Annotated in this window: 13 protein-coding genes; 4 read left to right on the top strand and 9 right to left on the bottom strand. The window is 45.6% G+C overall.

Translation table 11 applies throughout. From position 1 onward, the window contains the following. Window positions 1-7: 7 nt before the first annotated feature. From msrB to ACFVRY_RS00380, 5 genes are all read right to left on the bottom strand, one after another. Window positions 8-1,129, bottom strand: a complete 1,122-nt coding sequence (msrB, locus tag ACFVRY_RS00400) for a peptide-methionine (R)-S-oxide reductase MsrB (RefSeq protein ID WP_387495849.1) — start codon at window positions 1,127-1,129, stop codon at window positions 8-10. A 24-nt stretch (window positions 1,130-1,153) separates the two neighbouring features. After that, on the bottom strand, window positions 1,154-1,696 hold the full coding sequence (locus ACFVRY_RS00395) for a TlpA family protein disulfide reductase (RefSeq protein ID WP_387495846.1): 543 nt from the start codon (window positions 1,694-1,696) through the stop codon (window positions 1,154-1,156). 15 nt (window positions 1,697-1,711) lie between these two features. Further along, window positions 1,712-2,428 (bottom strand): cytochrome c biogenesis CcdA family protein, encoded by a 717-nt coding sequence (locus tag ACFVRY_RS00390; protein ID WP_387495843.1) that lies wholly within the window; start codon window positions 2,426-2,428, stop codon window positions 1,712-1,714. A gap of 310 nt (window positions 2,429-2,738) precedes the next feature. Then, window positions 2,739-3,407 (bottom strand): S-layer homology domain-containing protein, encoded by a 669-nt coding sequence (locus ACFVRY_RS00385; protein ID WP_387495840.1) that lies wholly within the window; start codon window positions 3,405-3,407, stop codon window positions 2,739-2,741. Between the two features lie 157 nt (window positions 3,408-3,564). Continuing rightward, window positions 3,565-4,917: an LLM class flavin-dependent oxidoreductase gene (locus tag ACFVRY_RS00380; RefSeq protein WP_387495837.1), complete on the bottom strand. Its 1,353-nt coding sequence runs from the start codon at window positions 4,915-4,917 to the stop codon at window positions 3,565-3,567. A gap of 250 nt (window positions 4,918-5,167) precedes the next feature. On the opposite strand from ACFVRY_RS00380, the gene ACFVRY_RS00375 reads away from it, so the two are divergent. Continuing rightward, entirely contained in the window at window positions 5,168-6,049 is an 882-nt protein-coding gene (locus ACFVRY_RS00375; RefSeq protein ID WP_387495834.1) for a MetQ/NlpA family ABC transporter substrate-binding protein, read from the top strand. A gap of 194 nt (window positions 6,050-6,243) precedes the next feature. On the opposite strand, the gene ACFVRY_RS00370 is transcribed toward ACFVRY_RS00375, so the two are convergent. Next, entirely contained in the window at window positions 6,244-7,863 is a 1,620-nt protein-coding gene (locus tag ACFVRY_RS00370) for a carbohydrate-binding protein (RefSeq protein WP_387495831.1), read from the bottom strand. Between the two features lie 151 nt (window positions 7,864-8,014). Next, window positions 8,015-8,854, bottom strand: a complete 840-nt coding sequence (locus ACFVRY_RS00365) for a helix-turn-helix domain-containing protein (RefSeq protein WP_387495828.1) — start codon at window positions 8,852-8,854, stop codon at window positions 8,015-8,017. Between the two features lie 130 nt (window positions 8,855-8,984). Here ACFVRY_RS00365 and ACFVRY_RS00360 point away from each other — a divergent pair, with 130 nt between their 5' ends. After that, window positions 8,985-11,453 carry a beta-mannosidase gene (locus tag ACFVRY_RS00360; protein ID WP_387495825.1) on the top strand — a complete coding sequence of 823 codons (2,469 nt, stop codon included), beginning with the start codon at window positions 8,985-8,987 and terminating at the stop codon, window positions 11,451-11,453. Between the two features lie 105 nt (window positions 11,454-11,558). Here ACFVRY_RS00360 and ACFVRY_RS00355 read toward each other — a convergent pair whose 3' ends face one another. Further along, the gene (locus ACFVRY_RS00355; RefSeq protein ID WP_387497701.1) at window positions 11,559-12,119 is read right to left on the bottom strand and encodes a helix-turn-helix domain-containing protein; all 561 of its coding nucleotides are present in this window, start codon (window positions 12,117-12,119) and stop codon (window positions 11,559-11,561) included. Window positions 12,120-12,236: 117 nt separating this feature from the next. Between ACFVRY_RS00355 and ACFVRY_RS00350 the strand changes: the two genes are divergently transcribed. After that, on the top strand, window positions 12,237-12,818 hold the full coding sequence (locus ACFVRY_RS00350; RefSeq protein ID WP_387495822.1) for a LysE family transporter: 582 nt from the start codon (window positions 12,237-12,239) through the stop codon (window positions 12,816-12,818). Between the two features lie 259 nt (window positions 12,819-13,077). After that, window positions 13,078-13,725, top strand: coding sequence for a FusB/FusC family EF-G-binding protein (locus ACFVRY_RS00345; RefSeq protein WP_387495819.1), 648 nt, complete (start codon window positions 13,078-13,080; stop codon window positions 13,723-13,725). A 52-nt stretch (window positions 13,726-13,777) separates the two neighbouring features. On the opposite strand, the gene ACFVRY_RS00340 is transcribed toward ACFVRY_RS00345, so the two are convergent. Next, window positions 13,778-15,145: an MATE family efflux transporter gene (locus ACFVRY_RS00340; RefSeq protein ID WP_387495816.1), complete on the bottom strand. Its 1,368-nt coding sequence runs from the start codon at window positions 15,143-15,145 to the stop codon at window positions 13,778-13,780. Between the last annotated feature and the right edge of the window lie 6 nt (window positions 15,146-15,151).

Raw genomic sequence — 15,151 nt, 5'->3', positions numbered from 1 at the left:
TTCATCCTCATTTAGCGACAACAATTAAATCTCCATACCCTTCCTTGTCCATGTCTGCCAGCGGAACGAAACGGATGGAAGCACTGTTGATGCAGAAGCGTTTGCCGCCCTTGTCTGCCGGTCCATCATCGAAGACATGGCCCAGATGAATATCGCCCGCCCGGCTCCGCACCTCTGTACGCGTCATCCCAAAACTGTGATCCTCGTCGTAGGTTACTACCTCTGGGATAATTGGCTTGGTGAAGCTCGGCCAGCCGCAGCCGGCATCGTATTTATCAGCACTGGCGAACAGCGGCTCACCTGTTGTGACATCCACATAGATGCCTGGCTCAAACTGATCCCAATATTCATTGGAGTACGCATGCTCAGTATCGGCTAGTACAGCTACTTGATACTGGATCTTGGTCAGCTTCTTTTTCAGTTCCTCATTGCTTGGTTTAGGATATTTAGAGGCATCAATGTGGATATTCACATCTTGCACCACGCTCAGATCAATGTGACAGTACCCGTTCGGATTCTTCTCCAGATAATCCTGGTGATACTCTTCTGCCAGATAGAAATTGCTTAGCGGAAGAGCTTCGGTCACGATTTTCTTGTCATATTTCAGCTGTTCCTTCGCGATTGCATCCTTAATCACGGTCAGATCCGCAGCATTGCTCGAATAAATCCCAGTCCGGTATTGAATTCCCTGATCATTGCCTTGCTTGTTGACACTTGTCGGGTCGATGACCTTGAAGAACGCCGCGATAAGCTGTTCGAGACTCACCCGCTTCGGATCATAGCTGACCTTTACCGTCTCCGCGAATCCTCTGTCTCCGCGAATCACATCTTCATAAGAAGGATTCTCTCCAGTACCGTTGGCATAACCGGATACAGCATCGCTAACCCCGTAAACCCGGGCCAGGTAAGCTTCTACACCCCAGAAGCAGCCGCCGGCAAAATAAATATCGCGCAGTTCGCTCCCCGAGTAATCCACATCCTTGTTCGGATTCGGCAGAGAAGCCGTTGTCGCTTTGCCTCCGCCTGCGGAAGCAATCCCTCCCGCTCCTTCAGTGATTAAATTATACGGCGTGCAAGCACTTAGTACCAGCAATAGCAACAGTGAACCTATCAGTCCTAGTCGTTTCATAATTCCCTCCCCTATCCTTCTGTTTTAATGTATGGATTGAAAAGTCTGGGCAATCACTTCATTGGTGTTATGTCCTGGTGCGCTTTTGACCAGAATGCCATCCGAACCGATATAATAGGAAGAGGGATATCCTCTCACACCAAATTTACGAGTCAAAGTACCCCCGTCATCCAACAGCACCTGAATATGGTCGTACCCTCGTTTAGAGAACCAATTTGTAAAATCCGCAGCCGATTGTTCTCCATTGTAACCAGGACTGACAATCGTCAGTACTTTATAGTCATGCTGTTCGCTCGACAGCTGATCCAGTTCATCCAGTCCAGCCAGACAAATAGGGCACCAGGACGCCCAGAATTTTACGTATACCTTCTGCCCTTTGAAATCAGCCAGGGACACTTCATTTCCCTGCAAATCTTTAAGCTTGAACGCTGGTGCAGGCTGCCCCTTGTTCACTGTCCCTCCGGCTACCGATGCTGAAGTGACACCCTCTCTACCATAAATACCAATTGCTCCGATCACCAGTAGGGCAGCTATCGCCACCCAAACCCATGTTTTTATCTTCCTCATGACGCCCTCCTCCTTCTACACTTGAAAATAGGTTGTAATCATGTTCAGCTTATTGCTGACGAGCAGTAGTCCCATCACAATTAATACGATGCCTGAGATGGCTTTCAATACGCGCATATGCTTGTAAAGCCGACGCACCTTTGTTAACAGCAGGCTGGAAAATATGGCCATTACCAGAAACGGTAACGCCAAGCCCAGGGTATAAATCAGCATGTACATGCCTCCCGTTCCCGCCGAGCCGCCACTTGCTGAAAGACCCAGCACAGCTGCAAGCACAGGACCGATACAAGGGGTCCAGCCGAAGCTGAACGTGAATCCAAGCAGAAAGGCGCCAGCGAATCCTTTTTTATGCTGCAAATCGGCGTCTATGCGCTTTTCCTTTTCCAGAAAAGAAAGCCTGATCACGCCCGTCTGGTAAATCCCAAACAGAATAACGACGATTCCGCAGACTGTAATGAAATACGAACTGCCCAGGACTCCGCCAAGCGCCCCTGCCCCAAAACCAAGTAGGACGAAGACTGCCGATAACCCAAGAATAAACATCAGCGTTCTACCTATAAGCAATGGAGAGACTGTCATCTTTCCCAGCTTCCAGGACCCTGCTTGGCCGCTACCCTGCTCTGAACTGCCAAGATAAGCCAGATACACAGGTAGTAACGGCAAAATACAAGGGGAAAAGAACGACAGTATACCCGCAGTAAACACACTTCCAAAATAAATTGATTCGGTCACCACTTTTGCCTCCTCACTGCAACTCCATTCTAGCCGTACTTCTAGTGTAGGTTAATCTATCCAGATATAACATCCAAGTTGATCAGCATTTTCTATAAAATAATCATGTGTTACAGTTCCAAACTTCCCCCTTCGTTCCTTCTCACTTATTGTTACTTTCTATTGTTCATCTTATATAGTGGGTTTGTACAAGCATAGCCAACGTAACATGCAAGAAGACCACTCACCGGATGAAGGATGAGCGGTCTTCTGCTGTAGCTGCTTAAGATGGAAGTCGATTACTTTAAGTCTCTTCTCCAGCGATCCCGACTTAAGATCCTTGCGCTGGCGCAGGGTGTGCCTCGACGTAGGCCAGAGCGTTGTAGACCAACTCCGCCGCTTCGGCGCGTGTGATCTTCTCCTGCGGCTTGAAATTGTTGTTCTGATCCAGCTTGGCAATCCCAAGCACAAGTGCACGCTGAACAGACCCGTCAAATGCAGTGCTGAGCTGAGCCTGATCGCCAAACTCCATCGGCTTGATTTTGATCATGGGCAGATTGCTGCTCGTCTCCATGGCCAGAATCAAATGGTGAGTAAACTCTTCCTTGGTCCATGCTGCTCCTGGGTTCAGATCTTTAGGCAGGTCAATGTTGTTGTTGGCGGCAATGATCAGAGTGTTAGCATACCACGCAGCATCATTTGCCTTAGGGAAATAATCCGTCGCATGCGGCTCTTTCACAAATCGCAACAGATCAATGTTCAAATCAAAGGCATTAACAAGAAGCTGAATTCCCTGAGCTGCAGTCAATGTCCCCTTAGGATCAAAGCGATCACTGCTGACACCCTGTATGTAGCCCTTCTGCTGCAAAGAGATAATCTTATCCTTGGCCGGTATATTCGAAAGATCGGTAAATGCCACCCCGGCAGCAAAGCTTTGTCCAGTAATCGTGAGGGTAAGTATAGCCGCAGCCCCAAGCATTGCAATTTTTTTGTTCATCATTGTTGTCACCTCGTCAGTAATTTAGAACGTTCCATCCCTACAGACGAGTGTTAGGAAATAATGTTGCAGCCGTTTAAGATAAACTGTTGAATAATATAGATAGTTTAATAGCAACCGTTAACTGAAAAACACATGTTGCAACCCTTGGCGCTGCCTATTAAAGCTGGCTTGCAGGCAATGTTTCTTTTGCATAGCGGTTGACTGGAACAGAGAGGCCCAAATGTCCCCGCAAGGTTGTGCTGTCATATTCCGTCCGGTAAATGCCCCGTTCCTGAAGAATCGGTACGACTAGCTCGACAAAGTCAGTTAGGCTGTCCGGCAGTGCAGGTGGGACGAATATAAACCCGTCGGCGGCCCCATTTTCGAACCAATACGTCAGCGTATCTGCCACTTGCTCCGGTGTTCCACGCAGGGACTCATCCGATGACACATTGCTGATTTTAGAGTAAAGCTCGCCGATCGTCAGGTCCTCTTCACGAATGATTTTTTGAATTCTATCAAAATCACTCTGGATGCTGTTCACTTCCCGCCAAGCCACCTGCGATGCAGGGGTATCCAGACTGTAGGCGGTAAGATCGACATTCCCCACATAGCCAGACAAGAATCGTAGCGCCTGCTCCTGTATAACCGTGGAGTCCAATAGCGCCGCCTTCTCGGCTGCCTCAGCTTCCGTCCGCCCGATAATCGGAGAGATGCCCTGCAGAATAAGCAGTTCATCCTCCCTCCGCCCATATTTGGACATTCGACCTTTCAATTCTTTGTAGAAATCTTTGGCTTCTTCGAACGATTTTTTGTGACTGAACACCACCTCAGCTGTTCTTGCAGCCAGTTCTTGCCCTGGTTCGGAGGAGCCTGCCTGGAACAGCACAGGATGACCCTGCGGAGTGCGTCCAATATTGAGCGGCCCCCTAACTTGGAAGAACTCACCTTCATAATTAAGCAGATGCACCTTCTCCGGATTATAAAATTCGCCAGTTTCCTTGTTACGGATAAAAGCGTCCTCTTCCCATGAATCCCATAAGCCTTTTACCACGTCGATAAATTCCTCTGCAACCTTGTAGCGGTCATCATGCAGGAGATGCTCCTTGCGGCTAAAGTTAAGTGCGGTGAGTCCTGTCGCATCAGCCGTGGTCACCACATTCCATCCTGCTCTTCCTCCACTAATGATATCGACCGAAGCGAATTGCCGGGCTAAATTATAGGGCTCGTTGTATGTAGTGGAAGCGGTGGCTACAACCCCGATATGGCTAGTCGCGCCCGCAATAGCAGTAATCAGGACAGTAGGGTCAAATCTATTTAGTATTTGTGAGTGTGAATTTTCGTCAACAGCCAAACTGTCAGCGATAAAGGCAGCATCAAACAAGCCTCTCTCCGCTTCCTGGGCGATTTTTTTATAAAAGCCTACATCAATACTGGCATCCGCTTGAGCTTGCGGCAGTCGCCACGAACCGATATGCATCCCGGTTCCGACAACATATAAACCAATTTTAATTTGTCTAGCGTCAGACATAGATTTCATCCTCTCCGTAATAGACCTGAATGATTGCAGATGGAACAAATTTCTTTAAACATAGTTTATAAATTGGTATACTCAGTTTTAATTTGAATTTATGATACATTAGTTTGTATAGGAAATCAATTCCTCTATTGAGCAACAAAGGATTGACATTCAAGGTAAAGCTGTTATGATTTTAATAATTCTCATATGTTTACTAGGAATTAATTATTATTTTCATTCAACTTTAGGAGGGTCTTTACAGATGAGTAAGAAAACAAAATGGGGTCGACTTTTATTAACAGGATCTATGGTATTGGCAGTTTTGCTGGTATCTGCATGCAGTAACAAGGGGTCAGGCTCTGCCAGCGAAGCTTCACTGAAAATAGGAACGACAGATATCCAGAGCGATTTGTGGAACTTTGTTCGAGATCAAGCCAAAGAAGAGGGATTGAAGATTGAAGTCGTCACCCTTTCTGGTCAAGTAGATATGAACCAATCCCTCGCGGATGGAGACCTCGAAGCCAACGCTTTCCAGCATATCGCTTATCTGACAAGCTGGAATGGTATTCACAATTCTTCTCTGGTGGCGGCGGATACGACGATTATTGCCCCCCTTGGCATCTACTCCAAGAAAATTAAGACTGTAGAAGAGATTAAAGACGGCGCCAAGATTGCGATCCCGAATGATCAGACCAATCTGGTCCGGGCTCTGAAGCTGCTTGAGTCGGCTAAGCTCATAAAGCTGCCTGAGAACTTCGACCTTGCCAAGGGCGGGGTGGATCAGATTGCAGAGAATCCTCATAAGCTCGACATTATTACAGCACAAAGCGGTATGCTTCCACGAGTGCTGGATGACGTTGACGCAGCCATCATTAATAACGGTGTAGCTCTTGAGGCAGGCTACAAACTGGATACCTCCCTATTCCATGAGAATGAAGAAGAGAGCGCCTATGTTAACGTGGTGGCAACGAAAGAAGACATTCTAAAAGACAAGGCAGATGCTTTCAAGAAGCTGAACACTGTGCTCCACTCTGACAAGGTCAAAGAGTATATTCAGCAAAGATATGAAGGAAACTTCATCCCCGTCACTCGCACCGTTAATGATGTTGTAGACACGTTTAATAAAGAAAACGGAAAGAAATAGCATAGTAGTTAAAGGATCAAATGTCCGATTTTCCGGATATTTTGATCCTTTTTCTTTTGTCCTCAGAGCACCCTTTCTAGAAAACAATAACTACATAACTCTGATTAAAATACAAAAAGTTCGTAAACTGCTAAAGAAGCAGATTTACGAACTTTAATGTATAGCTATGATGCGGTCGTGAGGACTCGGACCTGTTACTTCTTAGTAATCGTAAACCAATTCACATTTAAGCCGCCTATGGTTGGAAAAGCTAAAGCAATTTGCTGTTCTGTAGATGTTAGCACGACATCATGCGAGACGGTAGTCCAGTTCTGCCATCCTCCCGTAGCTGGAACTGTTATGGTACCGAATATAGCTCCTCCACCAGCCCGTTCAAATTGAATTTGACTGCCATTCGGGCTAGCTACTCTATAGCTGATCGTGTAAGTCCCGGGAGAAAGGGGCGTTGGCGTTGAATAAGTCATCCAGTCACCAGGGTCAATATATCCAACATTCTGCCCTCCACCAACGTCTGTTGTGTCTTGCTTCTGAACGCCATAACTGTCAATATAATTCTCCGCCTCAATTTTTATACTCGGTGTTTTCTCTTCGATTTTAATCCAGTTCAGATTAAACCCTCCAGAGGGAAACGATAATTTTAATAGCTGCTCTCCAGCAGGAAGACTTACATCATGGGAAATCGTGGTCCAAGTCTGCCATCCGCCTGTAGAAGGAACTTGGGCAGAACCAAATACCTGACCCGTAGTACCGTTCTCTGCTTGAATGGTCCCGCCGCCACTTAGACTAGCTACCCTGTAACTTACTTTATAGGTATTAGAAGAAGCTACATTGATGGGATAAGTCACCCAATCGCCTGGGTCGATCCATCCGACATTTAGGCCACCGCCTGTATCCGTAGTGCTCTGAGTTTGTACCCCAGACATGCTGGTATAATTCTCAGCTTCTATCGTCCCAGGCACACTAAAGGAGGTGCTAGGCTGTTGGCCGCCCCCCATCCATAAAAGAGCATTAACAATAAGTTTATTCTGCGTCTCATCAGAAAAAGTATAGGATTTCGCTGTGTTAGTTGCATAGTTCATATCATTATGACCCATATTGGCATACATCATTTTATAATTTTTATTGGACCAAACTATAGGGTAATAACCACTGTACCAAGATTGGTTGGGATCGGTGCCAAGAGGAAAACTCACAGGATCGATGGAGTATAGGATATCAATATTGGGTTTGGTACGCAAATCAACCGACCAGCTATACCATTCGCTTGCGGGGGTTTTGTATGTTGCTGGCATATTAAGAGTAGCAGGATGGGTACTGTTCTCGAGACGCAAAGTAGCTGGCGTTGGGAACCACGTGTTCGATTTAAAGGCTCCTGATCCTAAAAATTCGTTGTAGTACCAGTTCCATGACGAAGGATTCGTCGTGAAAGCGCTAACATGAAATCCCAGCCATCCTCCGCCATTTTTCATATATTGCTCAAATGCAGGTCTCTGGGCGGCCGGGGGTACATCATCTAAAAAAATAACAACCTTGTACTGAGAAAGATTCGAAGTATTAAGTTTACTCCAATCATTTGTTGACTCGTAAGAAAAATTGTACTTACTGGCAAGCTCGGGGAATCTCTGGTTTGCTTCTTTTACAAAGCTGATATGGGCTGCATCCCAAGTCCCGTTGTAAAAAGCTATGACTTTAAATTGCGGAGCGAGTTCTGCGGCCTTGATACCAGAAGCAAAAGAAGAACATATGAATATGAAAATCATACAGCTGGCAACGACCCTGGCTAACCACTTATTCTTTTTAGTTACTATGGACATTTTCCCTTCCTCCATTTCATTTTTCGTAGTACCCATTGAAGTTGTTACTCAGAGTGGCCCGTGCATAATGCACAACTTCAATTGGGTCCGCGATAAAATGATTTTATGCATTATTGAATTTATATATGATACAGAAATCACACTGAGCTTCCTAACGGGAACGAATCTTTCCCGGTGAAGCGCCGTAGTGGATTTTGAACAAATGATAGAAGTGGCTAAGATTATCAAAGCCTGCTTCATAAGAGATTTCCAGAATCGTCAAATTCGTGGTCAGCAAAAGATTTTTGGCATAACCGAGCCTCAATTGATTAATGTAAGCGGTCGGGGTCGTGTGGAGGTATTGCTTAAATACACGATTGATATGGCCAACACTATGATCGGAAATTACGTTCAAGCGGTTAAGGCCACCAGTAAAGTTCTCTTTCTTCTGCATCTCCATAAGAAGCGCGTTCAGCCACTGAGGAATCGCTTTCTGGTTCTGATCCTGATCATTGAAAAAGTAGTAGGTCAACGCATCCGTCAGAAAACTGCGCGCTAAAATCCTCGCCCTCTGCTTGTCTATACTCGTATACAGATGGATCAGCTTGCTCTTGTGGACGAGCGTCTCCATATCGAAAGTCGGCAGAACAACATAAGGCGGCATCTCCAGGCCTTTCAGCTTCCCGGCAAAGACGGAATTTTCAAAATAATGAAAAGCATCCTCCACCACTTCTTTATAAAAGTTAACATTAATAAATTGGCAGTCACTTTCCTCATAAAAGTCATACCAATGCAGGTCGTCCGGGCGGATGAACACCATCGTATTAGGCTCCAGAACCTGCGCCTCACCATTAATATGATGAACGCATTTGCCTTCTGTAATAATGAAAATTTCATAATAATCATGATAGTGCAGCGGTGTGGTGTGCTTAATCGAATATTCAATATGAAAAGTGGACTGTACCTGGGGGTCAATCAACGTTTCAGCTTTTAAAAGAGTAGCTTGCGTCACTTTTCCTCACCTCATGTTATGTTAATATAGCACAAAAAAAGATGAAACAATACAAGACTCTCGTGATATTCAGCTGATACTATATACCAATATAGCACAATAAAATTCTTAAAAAGCAGGTGGAATGCAGATGCAATTGTTAACACTTAGCGGTATATGGCAAATGAAAAAAACGAATGATGCGGAATGGATCAACGGTAATGTTCCCGGTTCTGTGTTTAATGATTTACTCCAGGCTGGCCAAATGGAAGACCCGTTCTTCAGAGATAATGAATATGACGCGCTGGAGCTGTCCAAATCCGATTTTGAATACGCCAGAGAGTTTTCAGTGGAAAAAGACCTTCTGGAGCATGATGTTGTCCTGCTGCGTTGCGAGGGGCTGGATACCCTATGTGACCTTTCTATAAATGGTACGCTTGTTTTGAAAGCGGATAACATGCATAGAACTTATGAGATTGACGTTAAGAATGTGCTGGTTCCCGGAAACAATGTGATCCATGTTCTCATTAAATCAGCAACCCTCTATGCATTGGAAAAAGAAAAGGAACAACATCTGTCCAGCTGCGCCGATGCCGTGCCGGGTATCTCCCATATCCGTAAAGCGCACAGTATGTTCGGCTGGGATTGGGGTCCGCAAATTCCCGATGCGGGGATTTGGCGGGACATCACCATTCACGGCTATGACAATGGGCGAATTGATGATGTATATGTGACCCAGACACATCACGAGAACAAGGTCAATCTGGATATTCAGGTAGATCTTCAGCATTGGTCAGACACTGAGCTTACCCTGCGGGCTACGCTAGAGTCCCCGGATGGACAAGTGTATGGACAGGAATTGCCTGTCAGCCTACCTCAAGCTTCCCTGGCACTGGACATTGCTGACCCGCAGATCTGGTGGCCGAACAATTATGGCAGTCAACCGCTTTACACTTTAAAGGTGCAGCTGTTCAAGGGGACTCAGGCTATTGATGACAAGACACTTACGATCGGTCTTCGCACACTAACCGTCAAGCAAGTCAAAGATACTTGGGGCGAGTCTTTCGAGTTTGAAGTCAACGGCCGAAGCATCTTCGCCATGGGCGCGAACTATATTCCGGAAGATAACGTCTTCGGGCGGATCAACTTCGAAAAGACAGAGAAATTGATTAAAAGCTGTGTCGAAGCTAACTACAACTGTATCCGTGTATGGGGTGGCGGCTATTATGCTGATGATTACTTCTATGATCTGTGCGACCAGTATGGCTTGATTGTGTGGCAGGATCATATGTATGCGTGTGGAAATTACGATTTTACCGACGAGTTCAAAGACAGCATCACGCTAGAAACGATCGATAATATGAAAAGAATCCGTCATCATGCCTCCCTCGGCTTGTGGAGCGGCAACAATGAACTGGAATACGCCTGGGCATATTGGGGCTGGGGCGAACGTTACGGCGATAAGCTGAAACAAGACTATCTCAAGCAATTCGAAGAGTATTTGCCAGAGTTGTCCAAATCGCTTGATCCGAACACCTTCTACTGGCGGTCCTCCCCTTCTTCCACGGGTAACTTTGATGACCCGAACAATGAGAACATTGGGGATATGCATTATTGGGATGTGTGGCACGGACGCAAGCCGATCACCGAATTCAGAACACTGTTCCCGCGCTTCATGTCAGAGTTCGGATTACAGTCGTTCCCGTCCTTAAAAACTGTGGAGTCATTCACGCTGCCTGAAGACCGGAATATTTTCTCTTATGTCATGGAGTCTCATCAGAAGAACGGTACCGGTAATGAGAAGATTCTGTACTATATCAGCGAATACTTTAAGTATCCGAAAGATTTCGACAACCTGCTGTATGTTTCCCAGCTAATACAGGCGGAAGGCATGCGCAATGGGATCGAGCATTGGAGAAGAAACCGCGGAAGATGTATGGGCGCGATTTATTGGCAGCTGAACGACATCTGGCCGGTAGCTTCCTGGTCCAGCCTGGACTATTTCGGCAGATGGAAAGCCGGTCATTATGCGGCCAAAAGATTCTTCGCGCCGATTCTGGCCTCTGCCTGCGAAGAAGGAACCACTGTCTCGCTGCATGTGACCAACGAAACCTTGAACGAAACTACAGGACACCTAAGCTGGCGTCTCCTGAATACCCGTTCCGAACTCATTCAGAGCGGTGAGCTGGCGGTATCTGTAGATGCTCTTTCCACGCAGGAGATCACCAACCTGGATTTCGGTTCTGTACTGGATACCAAGCAGAAGCTGAGAGAAAGCTACCTGGAATTCGAATATACCGTAGATGGTCAATCGGTCAGTGGAGGCACTGTACTGTTTGTTAAATCGAAGCATTTTAATTACATTGATCCACACATCAATACCTCTGTCGCTGAGACGAAAGATCAGTTCATCGTTGAAGTTAAGAGCGAGTCGCTCGCCAAATTTGTGGAACTTAGTTTAAGCGATGTGGACTCCCTTTGGAGCGATAACATCTTTGACTTGTCTGCTTCTGCCGTGAAAACCGTCACCGTCTCGAAAGACAGTCTGTCCGAGCCGTTGACGCTGGAAGCCTTTAAAGAGCAGCTTACCGTTCGTAGTTTGTTTGATACATTTGAATAACAATCATAAAGAGGCTCGTAAACGTCTGCAAAAGCAGGTTTACGAGCCTCTTGTTATGCTATGCTTCAGACGAAGCCTTTTCCCCATTGTTCGGTCTATTCGACACTAGTGATTACCGCCATAGTATATGACCATATTCATTTGGCACTTTGTATTTTCCCTGTTGAAATAAGAGTGTGGTCTGTCCGCTTTGAAACGGATAGCGTCACCTGCTTTAACTATATATTCACTTTCACCAACAAGTACCGCCATCTCCCCCTCAAATACAGTAATGTATTCTTCGGTCCCCTCCTGGTGCGGCTCGGAAATTAACTCCCCTCCCGGATCAATATCTACCGTGTAGATTTCGAATTTTCTTCCATCGTCATAAGGAAAGAACGGGTACAAGCGGTATTTTTCCTCTTCAGTAAGAGATTGAATATCCTCTTTAGCCACAACCACCGCTTCCGTTTGGGATTGATTGATCAGAGCAGTGAACGAAACCTTTAGCCCATTTGCAATCTTCCATACCGTTGTAATCGATGGATTGGACTCTCCCCGCTCGATCTGCCCCAACATCGTTTTACTTATTCCTGTCAATTCAGATACTTTGTCCAGGCTGAGCTTTCTCTGGTTGCGCAAAGCTTTCAGATTTTTAGCGAAGATCAACTGAATATTATCCAAAATACTCAACTCCCTGCTATTGTGCGTTATAACGTATATATTGTACAATCATTAAGCACAAGAGTGTTATGACGTACATTCTGTTCAATTGTAGCATATATTTGAGGAGTGGTTCCAAGCATGTCATTTATTCCGTTTTTGTCGTATGTCATCGTTACTACCTTTACACCAGGCCCCAATAATATAATGGCCATGTCCAATGCCAGCCGGATGGGCCTGAGAAAATCAATGCCTTTTATTTTAGGCGTCGGTGCAGGCTTCTTAGCCATTATGTTACTCTCCAGCTATTTCAACCTGGTATTATACCATTTTATTCCACGCGTAAAAGTTGGGATGAACATTTTGGGATGTCTATATATGCTGTACCTGGCCGTGAAAATTGTTAGAAGCAGCTTCCAGCAACGAGATGATTCTGCTCCCAATAACAACTCGTTTTTCTCTGGTTTATTGTTGCAATTCATTAATCCCAAAGTGATCCTGTATGGAATTACTGTCATCTCCACCTTTATCACACCCTACCATTACTCGAACTTCAAATTGATAGGCTTTGCTGCCTTTCTTGCTTTTGTAGGCTTTCTCGCCACCTTTAGCTGGGCACTGTTCGGCTCTCTTTTCCAAAGCTTTCTGCTAAAATATCAAAAAGCGTTTAATATTGTGATGGCTTTGCTACTAGTATATAGTGCTCTATCTGTGTTCAGGTGATGAGATGCTCCCCTGCACTTTGTGCCTTTTCGCCTCATATGCTATACTTTTGATAGGATATGTGACAGGGGGTTGTATAGACATGGCAACGCAGAATTGCTCATTAGCTAGGGTGTCCTCATGCAAAGCCTAATACTAGGGCGATACTTTGTGTGAGGTGCGATAGAACAGATTTCATCGCCCAAACTTAACATTATCGTTTCTAATAATGGGCTTTGCACCTTATATTTTCCCATTAAAAATAAGGGGCTGAAAGGCTATGAATACACCATTCATTAGAAACCACCAATATAACGTTATTAAGAAACAAAGTGAATTCCTTCAAAACACACTGCGAACCGTCGCAGACCGTAGAGTTTTGGAAACCGTAAGATTTCGTGCTGGAACAATCGTTACTGAAGCTTTTCCTTCTCTTACGCAGGAACAGCAGCAGATGCTGGAACAAATCTCGACCTTAGAGTCGGGCTATGATTTCCAGAGATATGTTAGCGCATTAGAGCCTTACCTAGAGTCATATCCGACGATTACGCTAAAACAAATTCAGAAGCTGTTCCCTAAGATTAAGAAACTAAAGACACCTGATCTGTCATCCATCGACTTTCGATTTGTGACTTATCTAAGCTGGGTAGATATCGCTACGAATAAATTATTCATTGTATATCCATTCGAAGGTCAGTTCATTGGGATTGAGGGAAGAATTACGCCGACCCATAAGAGCGGGTATTGCCTGTTCTGCAATCGGCATCAAGAACTTGCTTTCTTCTCGGTCAAGACCAAACCTGCGAACGCTTCGCCGGATAATTATTCTGCAGTTGGTCAATACGTATGTATGGACAACCATAAATGTAATGGGATCATCACCGATACAAGACCGCTGGAGAAGTTCATTCTCTCGGTTCGAAAATAACAACGAACCAAGAACCACACCGAGCATACGCTCGCATGTGGTTCTTGGTTTTTTACATATTCAGATGTTCTTGTGGGACGATCACTAGCCGCTTCCAGGCCTGCTTTCGCCATCGGTAGAACATCATTAAAGCCCTGATCCACTCATCAATCGCAAAGGCAAGCCAGATACCTACCAAGCCAAAATGCAGCACCACGCCAAATAGAAATGCCATCGGTACACTGATCCCCCACATCGAAATGATCCCGATGAGAACCGGAAACCGCACATCTCCTGCCGCATTCAAGGAACTGATCAGCACCATATTGCAGGCTCTGGCCGGCTCGAGAAGAATGGATAACAGGAATAATTTCTGGCCTAGTGAAATGATCCCGGCGTCTGAAGTAAACAATCCAAGTAGCGGACTTGAGATAAAATAGAGCAAAATACTTACAGCCGTTGTCACGAGTAGCCCGGTCTTTAAGCTTCGCAGCCCTGAACGGTAGGCATCCTCCTTGTGGTTTGAGCCGATTAAATGACCGACAATGATCTGGGTAGCCGTGCCGATAGACATTGAAAACACAAAAACGAATGAGGTTATATTCTGTGTATAGATCTTGGTCGTTAACGCTGCTACCCCTAGCACGGAAATAAAATAGGTAATCACACCCTGTGACAAATTATACGATATAGGTTCGCCTGCCGATGGAAGCCCCAGCTTAAACAATAGTCGAATATCTTCTTTCCGAAAGCTCTTTAGTGGAAGCAGCCGGACACGATGAGGCAGGCTGCGACTGCATAATATAAGCAATACTAGCAATGCGAACAACCTTGAGATCCAGGTAGAAGCAGCTACGCCTCCTACACCTAAAACCGGCATACCAAAGGGATGTTTAAGTACTATATACACCCCGATAATATTGATAACATTGCTAGCCAGGGACACCAGCATCATTTCCTTCACGATGCCGCGGCAGCGGAGCATGGTACCTAAGGTCATGTTAATGGCAACCATTAGCATCGAACTACCAACGATCGACAGAAAGACCTTGCCTTGCTCCATGATCCCGCCCGATAATTTGAACACATTAAGAAAAACACCAGGGCACAATAACAAAGTGATGCTTATGAGAAGGCCAAGAATTACATTAAGCGTAAGAGAAAGCGCACTTATTCTCTCCACATCCTGCAGCCTGCCTGCACCCAGCGATTGATTCAACACTACAGCAGTACCTACAGTCAGAAATCCAAAGAACATCCCGGCAATGGTCAACACCTGATTGGCCAATCCCACAGCCGTAACCGCTGTATCGGAGTAGCCGCTCAGCATCATCGTATCGACGATCCCAAGCAGCATTCCGAACAGGTTCTCCAGAAATATCGGCCAAGTCAGAGAAAGCAGACTATAACTCTTCAACCGATCTTTACGTTCATCCGGCAACGTTCA

The sequence above is a fragment of the Paenibacillus sp. NPDC057934 genome (assembly GCF_042887565.1).
In the GTDB taxonomy this organism is placed as follows: domain Bacteria; phylum Bacillota; class Bacilli; order Paenibacillales; family Paenibacillaceae; genus Paenibacillus_AQ.
The sequence above is the reverse complement of the archived record's forward strand: the minus strand, read 5'-3'. Positions and strand labels throughout refer to the sequence as shown.

Coding starts and splice junctions, on each gene's coding strand:
- msrB (WP_387495849.1), bottom strand. CDS start 1,129: ATGAAACGACTAGGACTGATAGGTTCACTGTTGCTATTGCTGGTACTA.
- ACFVRY_RS00395 (WP_387495846.1), bottom strand. CDS start 1,696: ATGAGGAAGATAAAAACATGGGTTTGGGTGGCGATAGCTGCCCTACTG.
- ACFVRY_RS00385 (WP_387495840.1), bottom strand. CDS start 3,407: ATGATGAACAAAAAAATTGCAATGCTTGGGGCTGCGGCTATACTTACC.
- ACFVRY_RS00380 (WP_387495837.1), bottom strand. CDS start 4,917: ATGTCTGACGCTAGACAAATTAAAATTGGTTTATATGTTGTCGGAACC.
- ACFVRY_RS00375 (WP_387495834.1), top strand. CDS start 5,168: ATGAGTAAGAAAACAAAATGGGGTCGACTTTTATTAACAGGATCTATG.
- ACFVRY_RS00370 (WP_387495831.1), bottom strand. CDS start 7,863: ATGTCCATAGTAACTAAAAAGAATAAGTGGTTAGCCAGGGTCGTTGCC.
- ACFVRY_RS00360 (WP_387495825.1), top strand. CDS start 8,985: ATGCAATTGTTAACACTTAGCGGTATATGGCAAATGAAAAAAACGAAT.
- ACFVRY_RS00350 (WP_387495822.1), top strand. CDS start 12,237: ATGTCATTTATTCCGTTTTTGTCGTATGTCATCGTTACTACCTTTACA.
- ACFVRY_RS00345 (WP_387495819.1), top strand. CDS start 13,078: ATGAATACACCATTCATTAGAAACCACCAATATAACGTTATTAAGAAA.